A 24,090-nucleotide genomic window follows, 5' to 3' on the forward strand; every position below is an offset into this window, starting at 1 on the left:
GCACCGGCACAGCCGCGCTCCTCGGACTGAGCGGCGCTGACGACCGTGCTTGCCAGCGCACCGACCTCTGCTCGAAGGGAGGCGGTGCGGCATGGGCCTGTCCATCGGCGAACTGGTCGGCTTCATCCGTGCCGACGACGGCGGCTGGAGAAGCGGCCTGGACTCCGCCCGGCTGCGCCTGCGGGGCCTTCGGCGAGATGCTGACGGCACCCTGCGGGACTTGCGCGGTCGCTTCGTCTCGGAGGGCGAGGCGGCCGGGCGAGGTCTCGGCGACGGGATCCGTGCCCACGCCGACCTCGTTGTCCAGGCGCTGCGTCGGGTGGGCCCTGCTGTTGCCGCCATCGGTGCCGGGGTGCCGGCGGTCGCCGCGGTCACCGTGGCGCTCGGCGGCCTGGTGGCCGGCGCGGTGTCCGCTGGGGCTGCGGTGCGGGCGTTCCAGCTCGCCGCGAAGCCTCAGCTGGAGGATGTGGCCGAAGTCGCCGATCTGGCGGCGCAGGCCGAGGAGGCGGTAGCCGAGGGCGCGGCGGACGCGGCCGAGAAGCAGGCGGCGTACGAGGCGGCGCTGAACCGGCTTCCGCCGGCCACCCGGGACACGGCGCGCGAGTTTGTCGGCCTGAAGCGGGACTTCGCGGCCTGGTCGGACTCGCTGTCGGGCACGACGATGCCCGTCTTCACCAAGGCTCTGCAGATCCTGCGCGGCCTGTTGCCCGCGTTGACGCCGCTGGTCCAGGCGGCGGCCGGTGCGTTCTCCGACTTCCTCGACAGCATCCAGGAACGGGTGGAGGACGGCACCATCGCGGACTTCGCCGAGGACCTGGCGGAGAACGCGGAGGAGAACCTGGGATCCTTCCTACGGTCGCTGCGCAATGTGGTGGTCGGCTTCGCCGGGATCATCGATGCCTTCGCCAGCAGGTCGGAGGAGGCGACCGGCGGGCTGGAGGAGATGACGGAGCGGTTCGCCGAGTTCGGCCAGGGCCTCGAAGGCTCAGACGGGTTGGCGCAGTTCTTCGATCTGGCTGGAGAGGGAGCGGAGACTCTCGGCACGCTCGGCAGCGCTGCGTTGCAGCTGTTTCTCGCGCTCGCGCCCATCATCGGAGTCGGCTCGCAGGTGGCCCTGTGGCTGGCGCAGATCATCAATGCGGTCCCGCCAGGCGTACTGACGGTTGTGGCGACCGGCTTCACCGCCGTGGCGCTCGGTGTGAAGGCGTACGCCCTGTACACCTCGATCGCTGCATCGGTCACGCGCGGGTGGGCCATCGCCCAGGGCCTCCTGAACGGCACCATGGCGCTGAACCCAATCGCGCTCGTCATCGGGTTGATCGTTGGCCTGGTCGCGATCGTCGTCATCGCCTGGCAGAACAGCGAGCGGTTCCGGGATATCGTCAAGGCCGCGTGGGAGGTGGCCCAGGGCGCGATCTCCACGGCCGTCACGGGGATCGTGTCCGCCATCGGCTGGTTCGCGAAGCTGCCAGGGATGGTCGGCAGCTGGTTCTCCTCGGCCGCCCGCGCCGCGATCCGCGCGTTCGTCGGGCTTGTCCTGTGGCTGGCGGGCATGCCCGGTCGCACCGTGGCGGCCTTGGCCGGGCTCGGCGGCAGCCTGTGGCGCACAGCCACCACCGCAGGCGGCCGGCTGGTTTCCGGCGTCGGGGCCAAGGTCAGTGATGCGGTGGACAAGGTACGGGGCCTGCCGGGGCGCGCGGTGCGGGCCCTGGGTGACCTGAGCCGCACCCTGTGGAACGCCGGCGTGAGCCTCATCAAGGGCTTCGTCGGCGGCATCGGGTCGATGTTCGGGGCGGTCAAGAACAAGCTGAGCAGCCTGACCAGCGCCCTGACATCCTGGAAGGGCCCCGAGTCGCTGGACAAGCGGATCCTGACCCCGGCGGGCCGGTACGTGATCGAAGGCTTCCAGCGCGGCATCGACGCCCAGACGCCCTACCTGCGAAGCCAGTTGCGCGGGCTGACCAGTGACCTTCCCGCGCTCACCATGGCCGGTCAGCGCCCGGCCCAAGGCACCACGCCGGCGCTCGTCGCACCACGCCGACCGGCGGGGACGCTGTCCGCGCCCACCCCCGGCCCCTCGGCGCAGCAACCGGTGGTCCGCGTGATCGTTGATGCCTCCGACGGTGGCGACGACCTGACCAGGTGGCTCCGTAACCGTGTCCGCGTCATCGGCCGAGGCAACGTCCAAGTCGCCTTCGGCACCGGGTCAGGGAGGTGACGGGCTCATGGCCGTGTGGCCAGACCCCCGGGTTCAGATCCAGGTGGGTGAGGAGTGGGCGGACATCACCGCTGATGTGCGGACCCACACACCGATCACCATCACCCGCGGCCGGTCGGACGAGGCAGCCCGTACAGATCCGGCCCGCTGCACCCTGGAGTTGAACAACGCAGGCGGCCGGTACTCCCCGCGCAACCCCCGGTCGCCGTACTTCGGGCGCATCGGCCGGAACACCCCGCTGCGCGTCACGGTGCCGGGGCCGACCCGCCTGCTGCTGGACGGCACGGCAACAGGTGTGGTGTCGACCCCGCACACAGCCGGGCTGAACATCAGCGGTGACCTCGATCTGCGGGCCGAGGTGGACATCGAGTGGGCCTCGGGGGTGAATCAGGTCCTGGTCTCGAAGTGGGTGGCCGAGGGCGGTCAGCGGTCGTATGCGCTGCGCGTGCTCAACGGCCAACTGTCCCTGTCCTGGTCGGAGGACGGCGTGAGCCGCGTCTTCGCACCGGTCGCCCGGCTGCCACAGCTGCGCGGCCGGGCCGCTGTGCGCGCCACTCTGGAAGCGGACACCGGCGCCGGCCAGTGGGAAGTCACCTTCTACTCGGCACCGAGCCTGGCGGGCCCATGGACGCCCATCGGCTCCCCGGTCCGGGGCAGCGGCACAACCAGCATCCACGCGAGCACCGCGCCCCTGCGCGTGGGCGACTCGGACCCGTCGACCAGCCCGCCGCGGGCCCCCTTCGCGGGATCGGGGTATCGGTTCGAGGTCCGCGACGGCATCAACGGCCCGGTCGCGGCGGCCCCCGACTTCACCACCCAGACGCCCGGCACGAGCGGCTTCACCGACTCCGTGGGCCGGTTGTGGACGTTGGAGGGAAGCGCCGAGATCAGCGACCGGCGGGTCCGTTTCGTCGGCGAGGTGGCCTCATGGCCGGCCCGGTGGAGCCTGTCGGGCCGGGTGGTGTGGGTGCCGCTGGAGGCATCCGGGCTGCTGCGCCGCCAGGGGCAGGGCACCAAGGCGCTGGACTCCACGCTCCGCCGCCGGATCCCGTCCGACCCGGCACTGCTGGCCTACTGGCCGATGGAGGAAGAGCGCGACGCCACCCAGGCGTACAGTCCCCTCCCCGGTGTGCTGCCCATGGTCGTGTCCGGCATCGAGTTCGCCTCGGACGACAGCCTCGCCGGATCCTCCGCGCTCCCGAAGATCGGCGCGGCCGGCAGCTTCGGCGGACAAGTCCCGGCTGCCCCGGCGGGTGCCTGGCATGTCGAGTGCGTGTACAAGATCGACCAGTTCCCCACCCAGGCCACGCTCCTCCAGGTCCGCACCACCGGCACCTACTCCCGCCTCGACATCGAGGTCCGGCCGGACAACGTGCGCCTGTACGGCACCAGCACCTCCGCCGGAGCATCCTCGGTCACGCTGCTGATGAACCTTGGAGGCGTGGAGTTCACCAAGTCCTGGAACCGGCTCAAACTCCGCGCCCAGACGGCGAACGGGGCGACCACCTACCACCTGAACTGGACCACGATCGGCGAGACGGAACGGGGCCTGTCCACGCTCGTCACGGGGGTGACGGCCGGCCGGGTCACCGCGGTGTCGTGCGCGCCCGGCCAGGGCCTCGACCAAGCCACCTTGCATATGGGCCACCTGGCGGTGTTCCGCACGGTCCGAGCCTTCGCGTTCGACCTCGCGGACGACGGCTTCAACCCCGAGGCCGGCTGGTCCCGCCTGACCCGGCTGGCAGGCGAGGAAGGGCTGCCGCTGGTCATCAGCGGGGTGCCGGCGGACATGATGGCCATGGGCCCGCAGCGCCCGGAGAAGCTGCTGGACCTGCTCCAGCAGGTCGCCGACACCGACGGCGGGATCCTGGGCGAGCAGCGCGACCGGGTCGCGCTGCTCTACCGCGCCCGCACCACCTTGTACTCCCAGCCCCCGGCCCTCGCGCTCGACTACAACGGACCCGGCCTGGCCCCGCCTCTGGACCCGGTGGACGACGACGCGGACGTGCGCAACGACATCATCGTGGCGCGCATCGGTGGCTCCTCGGCGCGCGCGGTGCTGGAGTCGGGGCCGCTGTCGGTGCAGGCGCCGCCGGCCGGGGTGGGCCGGTATGACGAATCCGTGTCGCTGTCCCTGGCCAAGGACACCCAAGCCGAGCCCATCGCGTGGTGGCGGCTGTGGCTGGGCACGCAGGACCAGACCCGGTACCCCAGCGTCCACGTCAACCTCGCGGCCGCCCCGGACCTGGTCGAGGCGGCGACGAGCGTGATCGAGGGCGACCGGATCACGATCGCCAACCCGCCGCCGTGGGTGCCGCCGGAGACGATCGACCTGATCGTGCAGGGGCAGACCGAGACGATCCAGCCGCAGAAGTGGGACATCACCTACAACTGCTCGCCCGGCCGCCCGTGGAACGTGGCGATCACCGACGGCGGGTACCGGGCCGACACCGACGGCAGCCAGCTGGCCGCCGCGGTCGACGCCGACGACACCGCGCTGAGCGTGGCGGTCACCGCCGGCCCCCTGTGGCCGACCTCCCCGGACGAGCTGCCGGCAGAGGTGACGATCGGTGGCGAGCAGATGACCGTCACCGCCATCACCGGCACCAGCAGCCCGCAGACCTGGACCGTGGTGCGCGCCGTCAACGGCATCGCCATCGCTCACGCGGCCGGGACCGCCGTGCACCTTGCCCGTCCAGCGATCGCAGCCCTGTAGGAGGCCCCCTGTGTCCACTCCTGTGCAGCAGTGGCATCCGTCGACGCCGATCACGGCCGGGCGGCTCCAGTACATGCTGGAGCGGCTCGCCGAATCCATCACCGTCACCGCGTACGGCGCGGTGGGGGACGCCGCCACCGACGCGGCACCGGGCATCCAGGCCGCGCTGAACGCGGCCCGGGACCGGGGCGGCGGCTGGGTCATCGTCCCGCCTGGCACCTACATGATCGGCGCCACCCTGCGCATCTACTCCGACACCCGGCTGACCCTGCTGCCCGACGCGGAGTTCCGCCGCAACATCGCAGGAACGATGCTCCTGAACGGCGACGCCGACCAGAACACGGGCGGCTACACCGGGCAGTCGCGCATCACGATCGAGGGCGGCCTGTGGAACATGCGCGGCACCACCGCCGGGCTCACCGCTTCCGCGATGTGCATCAGCATCGGCCACGCCTCCGACATCACCATCCGCGACCTGGAGGTCCGGGACACCCCCGGGTTCCACGCCATCGAGCTGAACTCCACCAAGCGCGGCACCATCCATCACTGTCGGTTCCGTGGCTATGTCGACCCCGGCGGCCGCGACTTCTCCGAAGCCATCCAGCTCGACCTCGCGAAGTCGGTCGGCGTCTTCGGCGGCTTCGGTCCCTACGACCACACCCCGGCCGAGGACATCCTGATCGACGGCTGCTACTTCGGCGCCAGCGGCACGGCGGGCACGACCGCCTGGCCCCGCGGCATCGGCTCGCACTCCGCGACGATCACGAAGTTCCACCGCCGCGTGCGGATCGTCGGCAACACCTTCGAGGGCCTGCCGCAATACGTCGTATCCGCGTACAACTGGGAAGACGTCACCGTCACCGGCAACACCATCTCCAGCTGCGGGGCCGGGGTCCGCATCCGGTCGGTCATCGTGACGGACACCGAGGACACCAAGGACCCCAGCGGCAACCAGACCGGCGCCTCGCAGTCGATCAAGAACTTCGCCGTCGTCGGCAACACCTTCCGGTTCGGCGGCTCCTACGACGAACCGATCAGCGCTCTCGGCGAGACCACCGGGCAGATTCTCAACCTCACCATCGGGGACAACGCCATCGACACAACTGCCGGTGGGCAGAGCGGCATCCGGCTGGAGAAAGTTGAGCGGTACACCGTCAGCGGCAACACGATCTCCAACGTGGACGGCACCGGCATCTCCACGGAGTCGTGCACCAACGGCAACATCGTCGGCAACCAGGTCTATACGCCCGGCGCTCACGGCATCACGGCCGTGACCTGCACTCACTCCAGCGTCGCCGCGAACAACGTCATGTACCCCGGCAACAACGGCCTCCTGGTCCAAGACGGCAACGATCTGCACTTGCGGAACAACTACATCAAGTCCCCGGGTCGGGCCGCGAACGCCACCTGGTACGGCATCCGCGTCTCGACCAACGCCAGCAGCATCAGCCTGTCTGGCAACAAGGTGAGGCCGAACGGCTCCGGCAACGAGGCTGTCAACGGCCTGTCCGTGACCAACACGTGCTCCAACGTCGCCCGCTATGGCAACGACTGGCGTGGTGCCCAGTTCACTGGAGGCTCGGGAATGGCCGACGCCTCACCGTCCCCACAGACCCTCGCCACCGACCTCTCCTAGCACTCCGGCAACGGCTTACAAGCCAACTGGTCGGGACTGCGGGAAATGCAGCGCGACATCGGTCTGCCAGCGTCGTTCCAGATGGATAGGCTCTCTGCCGTCAGAGCGTGCGTAGATAGTGGAGGGGCACCCATGGCGGTACTGGACCGACAGCAGGTTTTCAATGTCTCGGTGGACTACTACAGCTTCTCGCTACAGGACGACTGGGATACCGAGGTGCCGGTTGAATACCCGGATGACCTCGCCGAGTTGGGCTCTGGTCTGCTGACAGAATTCGAGGGGCGGGTGGATATTGAGAGCGCGGCGCATGGCCATAAGGCGGTACTGACTGCGGAAGTCTGGGATGCCGAGCCGCCCGAGGACCACCGTGAGGAGTGGGAAGCGACCGGAGAGGCGAAGATTCGTTCTGTGTCCGGCAAGCTTGCTGTGTGGGTGATGGCGGGCCCGGAGGAAGACAGGCTGGATCTCGGCAGCCCTGGCGCTGTGTGGAGGGTGCGGGTGTATTGCACTGGACGCGCGGAGGTTGCTCGTCTCGCACCGCTTGGCGTTCCGGAGGGTGTTGAACGGTACGTGGCCCAGTTCTGGCCTTCTGAGGGTTGATATCCAGCGAGGGGCCAGGGGTTACTCCCTGGCCCCTCATATCCGCTCTTACTTGATCTGCATCATGAAGCCGTCTATCTCCTCGTTGCCGATTCTCCCGTCGACTATCCGGTTCCTCTTCAAGAAAAGGCTTAGGATGCTTCCCGCGGTACGGTTCTGGATCTTATCGAGCGGCATCGCGGAGAAGTTGTCCTCAGGCGTTGAGGGCTCGAATTGGTGCTGCGCGCTTCCTTCGTAGGTGACGGCGTTCGGGTACTCATCGCAGTCCAGTCGCTCGCCCTGGGAGTAGTCGCTGCCCCAGTACTTCACGCAGACGGCCTTCGCCGCCCTGCGGTTCGCTTCCTTGCGATCCCTGCCATCTACGTCATGATAGACGCGGTGAAGCTTGTGGTCTGTATCGAATCCGGGCACTTTCTTCCTCGAATTCACCGGCTTCGTGTCGGCCGGTTTTTCATGCGCCTTTTTCAGGTGCAGGGCCACTGCCCGTTCTGGCGCCCCGGCTTTCGTGCTAAAGGTGAGATACATTGCTATAGGGAAGGCGGCGCCACCCTTCTTCTTGGCGTTCCCACCACCGCCTGGATTATAGAGATAGCTGGCTGCGTCCCATTGCGCGGCCAAGAATCCCACGCGAACCCAGGAGTCACCTTCCCGCACAACCCAGCGAGGCGGGATGGTGATCCTCAAGTACGGCTCATAGGCCATGGAAATGACATCGTCCTTGCCCCGTCCTTGACCCGCATCGAAGACGACGGTGTGCTCATACTTGGGGCTGGCCTTCAGCGCGGCGAATGTCTTGGTGGGAGGGATGAGTCCCCCCTGCTGAGAGCGTGCCCTGGAGGGCCAGGTTTTCATGCGGGCATCGGTAGTGATCTTCAGGTCACGCGTACCGGTCTGGCCCTCATCAAAGAAGTCGGTGAACAAATACTGGTACTTGACGGTCCGGTCCTTACGGTCCGGCACTGTTGAGATAACCCAGAGCGTGAACGAGCTCTGTCCCGTCACGCGTCCGTTCTTAGCCCAAGTCTGAATCATCTGCGTGCCATTGCACATGGCGAAGCGGGACTTCACATAGAACAGCTTGCCGCCGTGTAGGCCCTTCTTGCACTCATCCTTGGTCATGGACCGGGGCGGCTCCGGATAGGTTGCTGCCCCATGGCGCACCGCTGTCCTCTTATCCGGGGCCATGGCTGACGGCGTGTCGGCCAGCGGAAGATGCGCGGCCGCAGGCCCGACCGTCTCCATCGGCAGTCGTCCGCCCACCGGCTCCGACGGCTGCGCCATGCGAGCCTTCCCCGATCGGAGCTGTTCCAGTGACGGGACCTTCGCTCCGACGGGCAGGGCGTAGAGCCCTACGGACTGTGGCTGCTGGTTCTTCGTCTCCTCAGCCACTGCGGCCGGCGCCGCAGCTGGCATGACCAAGGCCGCCGCCAGGGCCACCCCCATTCGACCGGGCTTCTTCACAACCCGGCGCAATACGCGCATCACGCGTTCATCCCCTCCCAATGTCGATGTGCACGAGCCAAACGCCCGACACGGCGCTCGAATCGAGAACTACATCCGCCCATCGAGGCGTCGCAGCGCAGAGAGGTCACAGTGGCCGAGATCGGGCACAATAATGACCATTTCTATCAGTAGCCTGCCTGATCACAGCAATTTCAACGACTGTTCGGACAAGTCGACAAACGCCGAGTCTGGTGCTGTCACCGCGCTTCGGCTGCCTCAGGGTCCCTCCACCCCAGCCGACCCATCTGAGGCATGCCCCCCGCCCGTAACGCCGCTGACTTGCCGTCTCGCTTTGACGGCAAGTCCGTGCCCCGCCCAACCGCTGCCCCGCGCCGACTGGCCGGGGCTTTCGTCGTCCCCGGAGGACACATGAACACCGCTGGACGCCACCCGGCTACCACCTCCGCCGTTCGTGGCTTCGCCTACGAGCACCTGACGCCACACCTGCAAGAGGTCAGCCGACTGTTCCACTCCCTCGCCGTTGAAGTGCTCGATCGACTGCCCGACGACGCCGAGCTGACCGCGTCCCTCCGCAAGCTCCGCGAGGCAAAGGACTGCGCGGTACTCCTCGCAGCAGCCACCGACGCCGAGGGACGCTGATGTCCACATGCCGTGGAGTCGACGTTTCCGCCCACCAGGGCCCGCAGGACTGGGCCGCCCACAAGCGCGATGGCGTGGTGTTCGCCTTCGCCAAGGCCAGCGAGGGGCAGCACAGCCGCGATGGCCGCTTCGCCGCCCACATCACCGCGATCAAGGCGGCCGGGCTGGTGCCGGGCGCCTACCACTTCGCATGGCCCAACCAGGACGCGGCGGTCGAAGCCGCGAACTACATCGACGCCGTCCGCCCGTACGCCGACCGGGGCTTCACACACTGGCTCGACCTGGAGCGCTACTCCGACGGTCGGAACTACCGCGGCCGCTCCGCCGGCCAGATCCGGGCTTGGGCCGGCGCGTGGATCGCCGCCGTGCAGAAGACGTTCCCCGGGCAGCGCGTCGGGGTCTACACCTCCGGCGACGACCTGGCCGCCGGGCACCTCCCGCCGGGCGTGCCGCTGTGGTACCCGGCATACCCGTGGAGCCCGGCGCCGTACAGCCGCGCCGAGGCCGCGCCCCGCCCGACGCCCAGCGGCCACCAGGTCCTGATCTGGCAGTTCACCAGTCAGCCCATCGACCGCTCGATCTGCTACCTGTCCGCCGACGCGCTCCGGGCCTGGGCCGCCGGCACCACCCCCACCGACGAGGAGGACGGCATGGCCACACGCACCGATAAGGAGATCGCCGCGGCGGTCTGGGAGACAGACGGTGTCCTCGGGGTCCCGGAGTCCTGGCGCACCGGCAACCCCGGCAACAAGGAGTGGAAGGCCGCCAGTGTGCTGGTGAGCATCGGCGACACCGCCCGCCGGATCGAGACCAGGGTGACCGCACAGACGGCCGCCATCCGGGCCCTGGCCGACGCGCTCGCCGCGCGGGACACCCGCGGTCGACGTCGATGCGCTGGTGTCCCGGATCGAGGCGGCGATCGAGCGCGTCACCGTCCGGCTCGAAGTGGGGGAGGCGGGCCAGTGAACATGCGATTCGTTCTCGACCTGGCGGAGCGGGCGGGCTGGACCGGCGTTCAGGCCGCGCTGGGTCTGGTCGCGGTGGAGCTGGCCGACCTGCCGGTGTGGTGGGCGGCGCCGGTCGCGCTCCTGGCCGCCTCGGCGAAGTCGTGGGCAGCTCGGCACATCGGCCGGGCAGGGACAGCCTCCACGCTGCCCGCACACGCTGATCCGGCTTCGGGGGCGAGCGGGTGACGCCGCCGGAGCCACAGACGGTGGCACTGGAGCTGGCCGAGCTGCGCCGCAGTGTCGACGTCGGCCTGGCCCGGATCGACGGCCAGCTGGCACTCCTTGTGCAGCGCTCCGATCAGACCGATCGGCGATTGGACGATCACGAGCAGCGGCTCGACACCCTGGAGCGGGGCCGCTGGCCACTGCCGTCCCTGGCTGCCCTGGTCAGCTTGGCGGCCCTCGCGCTCACCCTCATACAGTTCGTGAACTACTGATCAACGCGCCCCCTCGCCTGGCCTTCGGGCCAGGCGAGGGGGCGCCTTCGCGCGTCACCGTCAACTGCGTCGTGCAGCGCCTTCTGGCCAGACCACGCAAACAGGAAGGCCAGCATCCCTCGCAGCGACCACCACGTCAGCGGTCCCGCCGCCCTTGCCCGACGGCGGCTCCCCGTTCCACACGGCGACGATCTGCTGTGCCCGCTCAAGCAGCGTCTTGTTCGCCGCCTCGTACGCCTCGCGGTTCGCGGTCTCATAGGGCATGACGAGGACTTCGTCTGCGGCCTGGACGAGCCGGTCGAACGTCGGGGCGTGGTCGGGCTTGACCTTGGACTGGCGGTAATCACGAGAGGGAAGGACGACCACCAAGCGACCTCCGACCTCCAGCAGCGTCTCGGCGAACAATGTGTCGGAACCGCGTGCGATACAGGAGAGACCAACGAGCTTGTCGTCGGATCGGCGGGCAATGTCCTGAAGCACGTCCCGTAGAGCGCCCCGTACGAGGGGCACTGTGTCGTCGGTGAGGTCCATGTGTCCGGATACTGCGATCGTCGTCACGCGTCGGTCCCTTCTCGACCGGTCAGCAGTGTGCGGATGCGGTCCCTGGCTTCGCGAACGGGCCGGGACGAGCCATGGCCGACGGTATACGGGTAGAGGACCGCCATCTGCGCACGGACCCGGCTTGACTGGGTGAGCTCGGCCGCGGCAACCGCTCGATGGGTGTGGGCGACGGCCTCGGTGATATCCCCGGCCAGGTAGCGGGATTCAGCAAGGCCGATCCAGTCCAGAGCGTGACTACGCCCGGCTTCCGGTCCGCGGCGCCGCAGGGCGTTCTGGATCTCCTCGGATGCGGCTTCTGCGTTCTTGCCAGGGTCACTCCGGGCCATGTCCAAGAGGCGCCCGCCGGTGACTCCGGCGAGTTCGGCCTCATCGAAATACGCGATCCAGTACGGCTCTTCACCGGGCTTGGCGGCGGCCAGGGCCTCGCGGGCCTGCTCGGTCGCCCTCCGGAAGGCTGCGGTGCGGCCCATGGCGGCCAAGGCCCACGCTTCGCGGGTGTGGAGCATCGCCCGCAGCCGGGGACCGGCCGCGTGACGCGCTCCGTCCTGCGCCAGCCGGACGAGTTCCAGGGCGTCTTGCGGGCGGTCGCTACAGAGCATCTGCCGGGCCATGCCAGCCAGTACGTTCGCGCCGAAGGTCATGTCGGCACCGGCATGTGCGGCACGTAGGGCCACACGGTAGTAGTCCTGCGCCCGGCGCTGTAGCCCCGAGTCCCACGCCATCGTCGCCGCGGTGCCGGCGAGCTGAGCCATGACCCGGTAAAGACGGCCCTCGACTGCGGATGTCTGGTGTTCGTCAAGCGCGGTGGCCACCTCGTTCAGCTGGCCGAGGACGGCCTTACGACGCAGGCCGCCGCCGTACTGATGGTCCCAACGGCGGAAGGCTTGGGCGGTCTGTTCCAGTTGGTCGACTTCATGAACGCCGAGACGGCCTCGGGCTCGGTGGGGCGCAGCGACGGCGGGTTGCAGCCAGCCCTCCAGCGGGTCCAGCAGGGCGGCCCCAGTCACAGTGGCGGCCGCGAGGGCGCGTGCGGCGGCGCGGCGGTCCATCACGAGATCGCTCCTCGTCAGGTGAGCGGCGAGCTTCACCGTGGCGGCTGGCTGCCACGGGAGTTCCTCCGCGTCTGTCTCACCCGGCGGCGCTGACGGGTGTTCCTCCTCCCGGCGGTGGTCGGCCTCCCACGGGCGGGGAGCGAGCCCCAGCAGGGCGCCGGGGATTCCAAGTCCGTCCGCGATTCGGCTGATCACCTCGTAGCTGATTACCGCGTGCTTGCCACTGATGATCAGGGAGACCTTGCCAGGGGTCAGCTGGCAGGACGCCGCGATGCGGTTCTGGCTGTAGCCGGCCCACTTCTTGATGAGCGCGAAGGCAGCAGCGAAATCGTGCTCAGCCAACGCCTGCCGGAGGTCGTCCCGGTCGAGGACGTCGGCAGGCAGTCCAGTGGCAGCCATTGGAAACCTGCTTCCAGGGGATCTTGGCACAGGTAAGTAGTCGCGCAGTAGCTGAAACGAGCGTATTACCAGCTAGGTAACCCCCCTCGGTCATTTCGCGATTCGCTCCCGAGGCTGACGCTCTTGGTGTCCAGCAGACGAGACAACACCGGGGAGCGTTCCGTGATCAGCAACCATGAGCCACCTCGCCGGCTGTGCCGGACGGGTCTTGATGGGAGAGATGTCGTCCTCCCTGGCACGGCCGCGGCGCTGGGCCAGCGGAGAAGGCATGCAGTCGTGGTGCCCAGCGGCATCGGTGGGCGTACCCGAAGCCAGCGTGGTGGGACTGGCGATGCCGTCGTTCTCTACGCCCGGACCTCTGGCTGGGCCCGCCCGGACGTACTGCTTGGTCGACTGCGCCGCTATGCCGCCGCGCACGGCTGCGCCGTTGCCGCCGAGCTCGTCGACCGCGCCCCCCGTGACCTTCACATGGCTCACCGCCCCGAGTGGCGCCGCATTGAGCGACTGATCAGCCTCGGGCTCGCCCAGGGCATCGTCACGCCGACACACGACGACGTGAGGTACGTGGACGACTACCTGTCTCTCACGGACTGGCTGGCTGACCAGCACGCATTCCTGAACGTCACGGAGCCCGTCCGATGATCACGGATCGCTGGACGCCGCCGGCCCGCAGCACCGCGCTGCGTGCCGGCCGCTACTGGGACGCCGTCCGGGTACCGCAGGACATCGGTGAGCAGATCCTGGCCCTGTTGGGCGAGGAGTCGGGGCCGGTCATCACCGACAGCTGGGGTCACCTCATGTACTGGCTGGTGAAGCCTGGCGCCGCCACCGGCTGGCGCTTCCGCCACGTCCAGATCCTCGGCGAGACACCGCATGAAGTGGCCTTCGTCGGGGTGCCTGCCCGACACCTGGTTGAAGGCCGTGACCTTCACTGGCACCGCCCGATCACAGATGGCCAGTACCTCACCGACGCCGAACGGCTGCACACCGCCCTTCAGACGGTGACGGCCGAGCTGATCACATGCCTCACCGGCAAGACCGTGGACAAGATGAACGCCATGATCCACAACAAGGGCTAGCCCGGCTGGCGTCCAGCAACGACGCAGACGCCGGCTCTTCGGGAGACCGCCGCCGACCGCGCACCCCGGTCGCCGACGGCTCCCGGACTGCGGCCCCAGGCCGCCTCCGAACTCCATCACCTGGCTGCGAAGGCACAGACGTATGAGGAACGTGGACAGCAAACTGCTCCGTATCGTTGTGGGTTCAGATAGGGCCGGACGTCGGCACAAGGAAGTGCTGGCCGACGACTTCCGCGCGAGCAGCCTGGTCGCCTCCCTCGTTGATCTGGGTGTCGATGACCAGGCCCACGTCAGCTATCCGGAAATCGCCTTCGCGGCCGCGCAAATCGTCGCCGACGGGCATGCGGACCGGGCACTGCTGGTGTGCCACACCGGTCTGGGCATGGCCATCGCAGCCAACAAGATCCATGGCATCCGAGCCGCCACTGCCCACGACTCCCTGTCAGTCAAATGCGCGGTGCTCGCCAACAATGCCCAGGTGCTCGCCTTCGGCGAAGGCGTCATCGGAGTGGGCTTGGCCCGGCGTCTGGCTGCGGAGTGGCTGACCTACCGATTCGACCCCGAGTCCTCGGCCGCCGCGAAGGTCGAGGCCATCTGCGCCTTAGAGAACCAGCGCCGACCGCGCTGATCGCACCAGGAGAATCCGTGCCCACAGATCCCACTACCGTCCCGCGCTCCGCGGCGTCCCTGCGCTGGCCGGTGGAGCCGGCCCAGGGCGGCTGGTACACCGATGCCGAGCACAGCGCCGTCCAGGCGGTCTTGGACGAGTCCGACCACTGGCAGACGGGCTGGAGGGCCGCGGCGTACACGGACGCTTTCGAGGACGCCTTCGCCACCTACACCGGCGCTGGCTTCGCCGTGGCCTTCAACTCAGGCGGCACCGCCCTGGAGATGGTGCTCCACTACCTCCAGCTCGGTCCGGGAGACGAGGTGATCTCCTGTGCGATCAACTTCGTCGGCCCCCATATCGCAGTGATCGGCCAAGGTGGCAGCCTGGTCCTCGCCGAGCCCGACCCGCTCACCCTCAACCTGGACCCCCTCGACGCCGAGCGCGTGATCACGCCCCGGACACGGGCCATCCTGGTCACCCACTGGAACGGTGCCGCGGTCGACTTCCGGCCGTTCCTCGACCTCGCCGACCGGCATCCCCACCCCGTTCACGGCCCGCCGCTCGTCATCGTGGACGCCGCGCGGGCCTGCGGCGGCCGCACCCCTTCCGGCGCGAGGGTGGGGGCCGAGGGCTGGGCCACGGTCTTCAGCTTCGAGTCGAAGAAGCTCATGACCACCCTGGGGCAGGGCGGCATGGTCACCACCAACGACGAGGACCTGGCCGAGGGACTGCGCTGGTCCCGTACCTACGGCGGCCGGGAGCACTGGGGCACCAACCAGATGATGACCAAGGCCCAGGCCGCGGTCGGCCTGGTCCAACTCGCCCGCCTGGACGAGATGAACACCGCCCGCATCGACCGGGCACACCGCCGCACCCGCAGCCTCGCCGACATCGGCGAACTGACCCTCCCCCCGACGCTGCACGACGGCCAGCACCTGTACTACCGGCACAACCTCCTCGTGCCCGATACCTGGGCCGGCAGCGGCCGCGACGACCTGATGAACGTCCTGGCTTCGCAGCACGGAGTCGGGAGCATCATCAGCGACCCGGTGACCTACGTCGGCCACCGACTGATCCGCGACCACACCAGCGGCCAGCGCTGCCCACAGGCCGAGCGGCTCGCCGCCCGCCTGCTGTGCCCCTGCCTCCACCCCCAGATGAGCCCCGGAGCGGAGGCCGCGATCTGCAACGCCATCCGACAGGCCACCGCCCAAGTCGCCCGCACCCACCGCACATCACACTGAGCAGGAAGCAGATCCCCATGTCCCAGCTCCAGCAGGAAATCAGCGGCATCCTCTCCCGGGAGATCTCCGTCGCCGACCCCTACCCGCGCAAAGACCCGGCCGTGCTGCTGCGCATGGTGTTCCTCATGCCCTTCGGGCACGCCTACAGCCTGATGTGCAACGGACCGATGAGCCTGCACGACCTCATCAACCGCAGCCCGGACATCCCCGCCGTTGCCGAACGTGCCATCCAGTACGAGTGCCTGATCCGGGACGGGAACCGGCTCACCACCCCAGACCACGAGCCCTACCGCAGCATCGAGTCGGCACGCCCGGTCAAGGAGGCGGACATCGTCGGCATCTCCGCGATCAACGCGGGGGACCTGCACAGCGTGATCCGCCTGCTGGACCTCGCCGGGATCCCTCGGCGCAGCGCCGACCGTGTACGCGGCGTGCACCCCCTCGTGGTGGGCGGCAATGCCGGCCTGGCCGACCCGGAACCCCTGGCCGACTACCTCGACGTCGTGGCCATCGGCGAGGCGGAACGCTCACTCGCACAACTCATCCGGATCGTCCACGCCCACCGCGACCGGCCCGACAACGGGGCCTTACTCCAGCAGCTCGCCCGGGTGCCCGGGCTGTACGTGCCGGCCATGTATGACTGCGACTTCCTGCCCGGCGGCGGAGTCAGCGCCATCCGGCCTCGCGCACTGACCGTTCCTGCGGCTGTTCACGCCCAGTATCACCAGCCCGAGGATCTGCACGCCGCGCACTTCACCTACCCCATAACCGACGGAACCGCCGCCGGCTGCCATCCGGTCGTGGGCTGCCTGCACTCCTGCCACTTCTGCGGCCTAGGCCTCCCCCCGTTCCGGCAAGCCCCCCTGGAGTTGCTCACCGCCTACGTCGACCGCCTCGAAGAGCTGAAGGTGCCGACGATCATCATCAGCGCGCCGACGTTCACCCAGTACCGCCACCGCCAGCAGCTCCTGGAGCACATCCGCGCCTACGCCCGGCGCGCGGCGGCCGAGGGCCGCAGGGTCACCACCATCATCGGATCGGTCCGCGCCGACGAGATCAACGCCGACTACCTGGAGGCCGTGACCGAGCTCGGCGACTTCGGCCACCTGTTCACCGAGCTGCACCTGGAGAAGGCTCGCGGCGTCATCACCGTCGCACCGGAATGGGCCGCGCCCGACCTCGTCGCCCTGTACGGGAAGACCCAGAAGATGGAGCGGGTGGACCGGGCGCTGGACCTGTGCCGGGAGACCGGGCACGTCAACACGGTGATGCTGTACTTCATCATCGGCGCCCCCGGCGAACGCCCCGAAGACCGCATGGCCATCGCCGACTACGCGCGCGATGTCCGCCGGCGGCTTGGTGGCGCCGACGCGAATGTGATCGTCAAGCTGCACCAGTTCATGCCCAAGCCCGGCACTCCCACCCAGCGGCTGCGGATGACCGACCCGGACCTGGTCCGGGCGTACGGCGACCAGATCGGCGAGCGACTGCGTGCCCTGGTCGGTGACCGCGTCTTCGCCGAGCACTTCCGCGTGGAGCAGTTCCCGACCAGTCGCATGCACCTCGAGGTCGTCTGCTCGCGCGGCGACCGCCGCATCGGCCACGTGCTGGAAGACCTCTACGACTCCGGCACTGACCTTGCCGCGGTGACCAAGGACCAGCTGATGGAGGCCCTGGCCAAGCGGGACCTGGATTACGACCGCCACCTGCGGCACATGGACGACCTGGTCCTGCCCTGGCACACGGTCAACGATGTGAACCCCGGCGCTGAGCGGCAACTGGCCGCTGCACTCGCCGAACGGGAGACCCGAGCGTGAACGGCACGCCCTTCCCGCTCTACCGGGGCAAACACGCTCTCCCCGCAGTCACGCACCCGGGTGAACACGCCGCATACCTGCGAGCCCGGGAGCCGGCGGCGAGCCTGGCAGACCTCGACGGGCTCATCATGGTCTACCAGCAGCACACCCTGGACCACGCTTGCGCCCGGTACTGGAACCGCCAACTGGCCGGATGGGTACGTGGTGACCTGCGCGTGCTGGAGCGTGACGGCCGGCAGCTCGGCATCTGCGGAGGCTTCGGCCTCGGCGCCCCCGCGGCCGCCTTGGTGCTGGAGCAGCTGACCGCCCTCGGCGCCACCCAGGTCATCACCGTAGGCACCGCCGCATCACTCCAACCCGACCTGCCCACCGGCAGCATCGTGGTGTGCGACAGAGCCCTCCGCGACGAGGGCGTCTCCCACCACTACCTTCCCCCCGCGCCCTACGCTGCCCCGTCACCAGGTCTGACCGACCACATCGCCCGCATTCTCCTCCATGGCCAGGAGATGGCGGTGCGACGAGGGCCGGGGTGGAGCACCGATGCCCCCTACCGGGAGACGACTGCCGAAGTCGCACGCTACGGCGCCGCCGGCGTCCTGACAGCCGACATGGAAGCCGCAGCGGTCTTCGCGGTCGCCGAGCACCGCGCCGTCGAAGCGGCAGCGGTCTTCGCCGTAGCCGACTCCCTCGTTGACCGCGGCCCTCGCCAGAGCGCGCCGGAGATCCGGAATGCTCTCCACACGGCGCTGGAGGCCGCCCTGGACGCCCTCAGCGGCGCACCAGGAGAGCCACGGCGGCGCCCAGGGGACCACTAAGGTGGGCCCTCCGCAACATGACGTGACGATGACGGGCAGGCGAACACTCGTCCGCACCGCGCAGCAAAGGACACGCCTCGTGAGCACTGGCGCACCACGCCCCACGGTCGGCGCCGTCGTACTGACCATGAACGACCGGCCCCAGGAGTTCCCCCGGGCCATGACCTCGCTCCTGGCACAGGAGGGCGTCGACCTGGACGTGGTGGTCGTCGGCAACGGCTGCACCCCCGAACAGGTGCCGCCCGGCGTGCGCACCGTCGAACTGCCGGAGAACGTGGGCATCCCCGAGGGCCGCAACATCGGCGCCGCCAACGTCAAAGGGGACTACCTCTTCTTCTTCGACAACGACGCCCACCTGCCGACCACCGACGCCCTGTCCCGCCTGGCCGCCCATTTCCTGCACGAGCCGGATCTGGCGTACGTACAGCCCCGCATCACCGATCCCGACGGGCACACCACCCTGCGCCGCTGGGTACCTCGGCTGCGCGCCTCAGACCCTGCAAGGGGCGGTGTCGCCACCGTCATGGCCGAAGGCGTCGTCATGATGCGCCGGTCCGCCTTCGACGCCGCCGGCGGCTGGCCTGGCCACTTCTTCCTCTTCCACGAAGGCATCGATCTGGGCTGGCGTCTGTGGGACCGCGGGTACACCGGCCTGTACACGCCCGAGATCATCGTGCACCACCCCGCGACCGACCCGGCCCGCCACGACACCTTCTACCGGCTCAACGCCCGCAACCGGGTCTGGCTCGCCCGCCGCAACCTGCCCCGCGCCCTCGTACCCTTCAACCTCGCCACCTGGGTCCTCCTCACCCTGTGGCGCATCCGCGACCGATCCGCACTGCGCGTATCCCTCGCCGGCTTCAGGGAGGGCCTGCGGAGCGGGTGCGGCGTACGTGCACCGATGAGATGGCGCACGGTCGCCCGGCTGACGCGCGCTGGCCGGCCGCCGATCTTGTGAATGACGAGCGGACGAGTCTGCCCGCCCACATCCACGGGTCCCACTCCTGCCTCGGCTTCACGCTGACAGGCATGTGGCACTCGGTCGTCTTCCTGCGGCCACCCTGCGGCACAGCGGCAGAATCAGCCGAGGGCTCTGCCGAGGCTACTTAGCAGTACGCGCTCACACGCCCCCGGCCCGTCGACCCGGTCCACGAAGTCGGCGATGAGCGCAAGAGCGCACGTCATCGCCCGCGGCTCGCTATCGGAGACGGGCCCGGCCTGGTCTCGCCAGGCCACCAGGTCACCCCCTCGAAAGCGACTCTCACGACCTGGCGCACCATCGGTAGGTCGGCTTCCTCCACGAACTCGCGCCACTGGCGACCTTGTCCATCAGCTTCTTGGTGAACTCTTCGGCGAACTGCTTTCCGCGGGGATCGCCGGCGCCGACCTGATCCAGAGCGCCACCGATCAGGAACACCGTTCCCCGCAGGAGTTCAGCCGCGCCGTATATGGCCGTGGCCGCCGCGATGCGCTCGGTCAGCTCAGGCCACGCCCTCGCGGCGTCTCCCGCGCGCTCGCCTGGTCCCACGCCGCCTGGATGGTGCCCACTTTGATGACGCTCCTTGAAAGCGGCTCTGACCGCGATTCCGTGAACGATCTCGGTGGCAGACCCGCCTCGCCCTTGAGGGTCGGCGGGTGGCCGTCCTGGGGCTGTCGTACGATCCGGTCGCCAGTGACCTGCCGAGACCAGGAAGCGGAGGGATGATGTGGGCCCTGGGCTTGTGCTTCATCACGCTGCCCGCCATCGCCATCGTGAGTTTCGTCTGCTCCGCCGCCTGCCGCGCGCAGCAGCATAGAGCGTTCAAGATCGTGGCGCATGTGTTCCTGGCAGTGGGGCTGGCGTGTGCCCTGGTGCCCATCTATGTTGCGGTATCCGTCTGGTAGAGAGCGGACGGCAGACCGAGAGACGAGACCTGCCCCAGATGGTCAGCGAGGCCGGAGATCGTTCACGGAATCGCGGTCAGAGCCTTGAAAGCGGCCACCCCCTGCTCGGGGGTGACCCCACACCTGCTCAGTAGATCTCCCCACCATGTGGTACCTACTCGAAAGGCCCCACCGGGGGGCGGTAAGAACCGTTTCACCAGCCGCGGTACAGCTTCGATGAGTGAAACGGGCCACCATGCGCGCGCACTGCGGCAAGGCCACCGGGGTTCAGAGGAGGGAAACGGTGTAATGCCGATGCCCTCGCACGCCCTTCGACGCATGATGAGCTGACGGCAACTGATTAGCGGGACAGGAGCTTTGGCTGTGCGCAGACAGGTTTCGGAGCAGTTCGCCTTCTGGACGTGCCGCAGGTTGTTCGGCCCGATCCTTCCCTACGACAGGTGCTTCGGCTGCGGGGCCATGCACATCCCGCCCAGCCACGGGGATCCTCATAACGGCCGCTACGACTTCGCGGGGGAGGGCGTGGCCGTCGAGGTCGTGTCGATCGTCAACTCCTCCGCGCTGAGGAACTTCTCCTCGTGGAACAAGCGTCACCCCGGACCGATCGAGGGGGAACCGGCCGAGTTCGGACTGACCCTGCCGTGGGTGATATCGGTGCCCGCCCGCACTCACACCAGCCAATTGGACACGGTCCTGGAGGCAGTACGTTCCATGGAGCGGGCCGGTATTCACACAAACCGCACCTACGGATGCGGCGGTCGCCGCTGCCCCGCCGGATCGGGCGGGCGGATTTGCACGTTCTGTCAGGTCGCGTGCACCGCGCCCTTCGACGCGTACGTGGACGACGAAGGGCTACTCGCCTCCCGCAAGGGGAACGTGGTCGTCAGCGTGTCCGAGAGCCTGACCTCCCTGGGACTGTTTGACCTGGTGCACGAGATCATGGGTCTGCTCCGGCCGAGCACTGACGGGCAGAGAACAGACGTTCTGCGGAAACTCGACCTGGCCGAACTGCAGGGCAAAAGCCGACGGGTGGTGTGTTTCGTGCTGGATCTCTACTTCGCCCTCCGACTCAACCTGTACCCGGGCACCTGGAAGAAGCTAGGGACCTTCCCCTGGGATGCGATCCGCCCGGTCACCGACGTCGTAGTGGCGTCACCAGACTTTCGCCGCGCCGTGGTCTTCTCGAACACTGCCCCCACCAGGCAGATATTGGTACGCGACGCGGAAAAGGTGCCAGCCCAACGCACTCTCGGATGTCATTCCCGCCGATAGCGTCGGTCGGGGCTGCAGTTCACGGTTGTGGGGCTGGCGCGCCCAGCACACTCCCCGGCCGGGCGACCTCGGTCGACACGCACCGCCCGTCGTCATGACGACTGAGCTTAGCCGCGCCGACCGGCACGGCGGGTAGCGATTGCGAGATCAGCCCCGAGCGGCGTCCAGCGCTTCGAGAAGCTCCGCATACCTGGTCGGGTCCCGCCATGCCTGCTCCCACTGCCTGTACCGCAGGCTGCTCAGCGCTGTCACGGCCATGGGGGAGAGGGCGATCACGGTCAGGGTGCTGTCGATGTGCCGGATCAAGATCCAGCCCTTCGTCCGCAGCGAAGCCACGTCCCGCCCGACACTCCGGCCGGCGTCCCGCGTCAGCTCGTCGACCGTCGGGGCGTTGCCTTCGTCCAGGTGGCCGACGACCAGGAAGAGCACGCACGGCCTGTTCCCCCCCCGCGTGCTGCGGAAGTCCGTGATTCGACCCTACGTCGGCTCCAGCGCGTGCCCCACCGGTGTCGGGTGCAGGCAGGCGGGGCTCATGTCCCGATCTCGGCACGAGCGGGCTGCATTTGTCCAGACCAATACAGGCTGTTTTTTGCCGCTCACATCTAGCCATCTGGCATATGCCGTGCTTGACTGAGGCCCTGCCTTTTTGCGAGTCGCAACGAACCACACGCTCTCCAAATGAGGAGTCCTCGTGTCCACCACCAGCTCGGCGAGCCCGGACGTACAGCGCCAGCTCGTCGGCCAGCTGCTCCTCAGGTGGCGCGAGCGCGCCGGCATCGCGGTCGAAGACGCCGCCCCGAAGATCGAGGTCAGCCCCGCCACTCTCTGGCGAATGGAAGCCGGCCAGGGGCCGCGAAAGGCGAAGCTGGACAAGATCACCGCCCTCCTCCGGCTCTACGGAGCACCGGACCGTGAAGTCGCACGCGCCATCGGCCTGGCGGAAGCCGCCTCCACCCGGCCCTGGTGGTACGCCCACCGCCTCCACATGCCCGAGTGGCTGAGATCGGTCATCGCGTACACCGAGTCGTCCACGCAGGTCCGGATCTACGCCCCCCACAGGATCCCGGGCCTCCTCCAAACCCCGGAATACGCCCGCGCCTTCGGCGCCAACGACCTGGGCGTGGAACTACTCGAAGGCTGCCAGGCCGTGCTCCACCGGACCGACGCGGAGCGGCCGCACGTCTGGGTCGTCCTGGACGAATCGATTCTTCGCAGGGCGCACTCTCCCGGCGTCCTCCACCGGCAGCTCGGCTTCCTGCTCCACCTGGCCGCCAAGCGACGAGTGACCCTCCAGATCCTGCCGCTCAGCGCCCCCAAGCAGCCCGCGGCCGAGGCGTTCACGATCTTCCGCCTGGCGCCGACGGAACTGCCGGACGTCGTCTGCCGACACCTGCTGTCAGGCGGTGAGTTCACCGATGACCGCGACGCCGTCGCTGTGTACCGGGAGGCGTGGGACGTGCTCACCGAGCCTCTCTCCGCGGATGACTCGCGAGCCATGCTCGAAACCATCTACTCCCAAGGGGGCACCTCATGAGTGGACGCACCGACGGAACGGCCGCGAGATTCTACGACCGCTGGCTGGAAGGCAAAGACTCCTACCCCTCTGACGACGCCGCCGCGGCGGCCGTGCTCGAAGTCGCACCCTGGGTGCCCCTCGTCGCCCAGCACAACCGCCACTTCCTCCACCGAGCCGTGCACTACCTGGCGGGCGAGGCCGGCATCCGGCAATTCCTGGATCTGGGCGTCGGCATGCCGCAGGAACCCAACGTGCACGAGATCGCACAGAGCCACAGGCCCGACGCGCGGGTCGTGTACGTCGACCACAACCCCGTCGTGATCAGACACTGCGAAGCCAAGATGGAGTCCTCACCCGACGGCGCGGTGGAAGTGCTCCAGGCAGACGTCCGCGAGCCCCGGACCATCCTGGACGCCCCGCAGGTGCAGCGGACCCTGGACTTCAACGAACCGATCGCGGTGCTCCTGGTCAGCGTGCTGTTGTTCATCAAGGACGACGACAACCCGCACGGGTTCGTGAAGGAGTTCATCGACGCCCTGCCCAGCGGCTCCTATTTCGCGTTCACGCACGCCACAGACGAATTCGCTCCAGATGCCGTCGCGGCGATCTCCCGCGTCTACACCGAGACCGGCGTACCCAACCAACCGCGGCGCGAGGACGAGGTCCGCCGCTTCTTCACCGAGAACGGCCTGCAGTTGGTGGAGCCGGGCTTGGTGACGACCAACGAGTGGCGGCCCCGCGCGGATGAGCCGGCGGGGACCCGAGTCGAGAGCGGCATGTGGGCCGGCGTCGCCCGTAAGCCCTGATCCGCAATGCCCCCCACAGAAGACGTGCTGGGTCCGGTCCGTTGGTTGGCCCCCGATCTGGTCCCGGCACTCTGCGGCCCCCCTCTCCCTGGAGGGGGGCCGTTTCCGTTTCTGGGCCAATGACCTGCGCGTTGGTGGGAGCCTTCTGGGAGAGAACTGGGAGAGGAGTGCTGTCATTGAGAGGTGATTCAGAGGTCTCGGACAAGTAACTAGCGTGTCGAGCAAGGGGAGTGGTCTTGACGGGAACCCAACCTTCACATGCGGGTATGTTCAAGTCCTTGCTGGTCAGGACTGGTTGGGTCAGTGGTGCGCTTTCCA

23 protein-coding genes are annotated in these 24,090 nt (G+C 68.5%); 18 read left to right on the top strand and 5 right to left on the bottom strand.

Annotation, left to right across the window (positions count from 1 at the left end):
• Positions 1-91: 91 nt before the first annotated feature.
• The 4 genes from AC4BDD_RS25000 to AC4BDD_RS25015 all read left to right on the top strand — a co-directional run bounded on the left by AC4BDD_RS25000 (position 92) and on the right by AC4BDD_RS25015 (position 7,170).
• Positions 92-2,218: a phage tail protein gene (locus AC4BDD_RS25000; RefSeq protein ID WP_490687703.1), complete on the top strand. Its 2,127-nt coding sequence runs from the start codon at positions 92-94 to the stop codon at positions 2,216-2,218.
• A 7-nt stretch (positions 2,219-2,225) separates the two neighbouring features.
• A complete protein-coding gene (locus AC4BDD_RS25005) occupies positions 2,226-4,934 on the top strand; it encodes a hypothetical protein (RefSeq protein WP_490687704.1) in 2,709 nt (902 codons plus the stop codon).
• 10 nt (positions 4,935-4,944) lie between these two features.
• Positions 4,945-6,570, top strand: a complete 1,626-nt coding sequence (locus AC4BDD_RS25010; RefSeq protein ID WP_490687705.1) for a right-handed parallel beta-helix repeat-containing protein — start codon at positions 4,945-4,947, stop codon at positions 6,568-6,570.
• 132 nt (positions 6,571-6,702) lie between these two features.
• The gene (locus AC4BDD_RS25015; protein WP_490687706.1) at positions 6,703-7,170 is read left to right on the top strand and encodes a hypothetical protein; all 468 of its coding nucleotides are present in this window, start codon (positions 6,703-6,705) and stop codon (positions 7,168-7,170) included.
• A 48-nt stretch (positions 7,171-7,218) separates the two neighbouring features.
• Here the strand turns inward: AC4BDD_RS25015 and AC4BDD_RS25020 are convergent, their stop codons facing one another.
• Positions 7,219-8,655 carry a hypothetical protein gene (locus AC4BDD_RS25020; RefSeq protein WP_490687707.1) on the bottom strand — a complete coding sequence of 479 codons (1,437 nt, stop codon included), beginning with the start codon at positions 8,653-8,655 and terminating at the stop codon, positions 7,219-7,221.
• A gap of 387 nt (positions 8,656-9,042) precedes the next feature.
• Here AC4BDD_RS25020 and AC4BDD_RS25025 point away from each other — a divergent pair, with 387 nt between their 5' ends.
• From AC4BDD_RS25025 to AC4BDD_RS25035, 3 genes are read left to right on the top strand one after another with little or no spacing between them, the layout of a single operon-like run.
• Positions 9,043-9,273: a hypothetical protein gene (locus tag AC4BDD_RS25025; RefSeq protein ID WP_490687708.1), complete on the top strand. Its 231-nt coding sequence runs from the start codon at positions 9,043-9,045 to the stop codon at positions 9,271-9,273.
• Positions 9,273-10,466 carry a glycoside hydrolase family 25 protein gene (locus tag AC4BDD_RS25030; RefSeq protein WP_490687709.1) on the top strand — a complete coding sequence of 398 codons (1,194 nt, stop codon included), beginning with the start codon at positions 9,273-9,275 and terminating at the stop codon, positions 10,464-10,466. Before AC4BDD_RS25025 ends, AC4BDD_RS25030 begins: the two co-directional genes overlap by 1 nt.
• 20 nt (positions 10,467-10,486) lie before the next feature.
• A complete protein-coding gene (locus AC4BDD_RS25035) occupies positions 10,487-10,717 on the top strand; it encodes a hypothetical protein (protein WP_490687710.1) in 231 nt (76 codons plus the stop codon).
• 60 nt (positions 10,718-10,777) lie between these two features.
• Here the strand turns inward: AC4BDD_RS25035 and AC4BDD_RS25040 are convergent, their stop codons facing one another.
• Positions 10,778-11,275, bottom strand: a complete 498-nt coding sequence (locus tag AC4BDD_RS25040) for a hypothetical protein (protein ID WP_490687711.1) — start codon at positions 11,273-11,275, stop codon at positions 10,778-10,780.
• Complete coding sequence (locus tag AC4BDD_RS25045; protein ID WP_490687712.1) at positions 11,272-12,729, bottom strand: NsdA family TPR-like regulatory protein; 1,458 nt, start codon at positions 12,727-12,729, stop codon at positions 11,272-11,274. The genes AC4BDD_RS25040 and AC4BDD_RS25045 overlap by 4 nt, the downstream gene beginning before the upstream one ends.
• 162 nt (positions 12,730-12,891) lie before the next feature.
• Here AC4BDD_RS25045 and AC4BDD_RS25050 point away from each other — a divergent pair, with 162 nt between their 5' ends.
• The 7 genes from AC4BDD_RS25050 to AC4BDD_RS25080 all read left to right on the top strand — a co-directional run bounded on the left by AC4BDD_RS25050 (position 12,892) and on the right by AC4BDD_RS25080 (position 19,252).
• On the top strand, positions 12,892-13,371 hold the full coding sequence (locus AC4BDD_RS25050) for a hypothetical protein (RefSeq protein ID WP_490687713.1): 480 nt from the start codon (positions 12,892-12,894) through the stop codon (positions 13,369-13,371).
• Positions 13,368-13,808: a hypothetical protein gene (locus AC4BDD_RS25055; protein ID WP_490687714.1), complete on the top strand. Its 441-nt coding sequence runs from the start codon at positions 13,368-13,370 to the stop codon at positions 13,806-13,808. Before AC4BDD_RS25050 ends, AC4BDD_RS25055 begins: the two co-directional genes overlap by 4 nt.
• Before the next feature lie 142 nt (positions 13,809-13,950).
• On the top strand, positions 13,951-14,436 hold the full coding sequence (locus tag AC4BDD_RS25060) for an RpiB/LacA/LacB family sugar-phosphate isomerase (RefSeq protein WP_490687715.1): 486 nt from the start codon (positions 13,951-13,953) through the stop codon (positions 14,434-14,436).
• 17 nt (positions 14,437-14,453) lie between these two features.
• A complete protein-coding gene (locus tag AC4BDD_RS25065) occupies positions 14,454-15,662 on the top strand; it encodes a DegT/DnrJ/EryC1/StrS family aminotransferase (RefSeq protein ID WP_490687716.1) in 1,209 nt (402 codons plus the stop codon).
• 17 nt (positions 15,663-15,679) lie between these two features.
• The gene (locus AC4BDD_RS25070; RefSeq protein WP_490687717.1) at positions 15,680-17,479 is read left to right on the top strand and encodes a B12-binding domain-containing radical SAM protein; all 1,800 of its coding nucleotides are present in this window, start codon (positions 15,680-15,682) and stop codon (positions 17,477-17,479) included.
• Positions 17,476-18,294: a phosphorylase family protein gene (locus tag AC4BDD_RS25075; RefSeq protein ID WP_490687718.1), complete on the top strand. Its 819-nt coding sequence runs from the start codon at positions 17,476-17,478 to the stop codon at positions 18,292-18,294. Before AC4BDD_RS25070 ends, AC4BDD_RS25075 begins: the two co-directional genes overlap by 4 nt.
• A gap of 79 nt (positions 18,295-18,373) precedes the next feature.
• Complete coding sequence (locus AC4BDD_RS25080; protein WP_490687719.1) at positions 18,374-19,252, top strand: glycosyltransferase family 2 protein; 879 nt, start codon at positions 18,374-18,376, stop codon at positions 19,250-19,252.
• 303 nt (positions 19,253-19,555) lie between these two features.
• Here the strand turns inward: AC4BDD_RS25080 and AC4BDD_RS25085 are convergent, their stop codons facing one another.
• On the bottom strand, positions 19,556-19,822 hold the full coding sequence (locus tag AC4BDD_RS25085; RefSeq protein WP_490687720.1) for a hypothetical protein: 267 nt from the start codon (positions 19,820-19,822) through the stop codon (positions 19,556-19,558).
• A gap of 107 nt (positions 19,823-19,929) precedes the next feature.
• Here AC4BDD_RS25085 and AC4BDD_RS25090 point away from each other — a divergent pair, with 107 nt between their 5' ends.
• Positions 19,930-20,178, top strand: coding sequence for a hypothetical protein (locus tag AC4BDD_RS25090; protein WP_490687721.1), 249 nt, complete (start codon positions 19,930-19,932; stop codon positions 20,176-20,178).
• A 363-nt stretch (positions 20,179-20,541) separates the two neighbouring features.
• The gene (locus AC4BDD_RS25095; RefSeq protein ID WP_490687722.1) at positions 20,542-21,450 is read left to right on the top strand and encodes a translin family protein; all 909 of its coding nucleotides are present in this window, start codon (positions 20,542-20,544) and stop codon (positions 21,448-21,450) included.
• Between the two features lie 147 nt (positions 21,451-21,597).
• Here the strand turns inward: AC4BDD_RS25095 and AC4BDD_RS25100 are convergent, their stop codons facing one another.
• Positions 21,598-21,879 (bottom strand): hypothetical protein, encoded by a 282-nt coding sequence (locus AC4BDD_RS25100; RefSeq protein WP_490687723.1) that lies wholly within the window; start codon positions 21,877-21,879, stop codon positions 21,598-21,600.
• 262 nt (positions 21,880-22,141) lie between these two features.
• Between AC4BDD_RS25100 and AC4BDD_RS25105 the strand changes: the two genes are divergently transcribed.
• Positions 22,142-22,984, top strand: a complete 843-nt coding sequence (locus AC4BDD_RS25105) for a helix-turn-helix domain-containing protein (RefSeq protein ID WP_490687724.1) — start codon at positions 22,142-22,144, stop codon at positions 22,982-22,984.
• Positions 22,981-23,772, top strand: a complete 792-nt coding sequence (locus AC4BDD_RS25110) for an SAM-dependent methyltransferase (protein WP_490687725.1) — start codon at positions 22,981-22,983, stop codon at positions 23,770-23,772. The genes AC4BDD_RS25105 and AC4BDD_RS25110 overlap by 4 nt, the downstream gene beginning before the upstream one ends.
• Positions 23,773-24,090 lie beyond the last annotated feature (318 nt).

The organism is Streptomyces sp. JLBT605 (genome assembly GCF_058215555.1).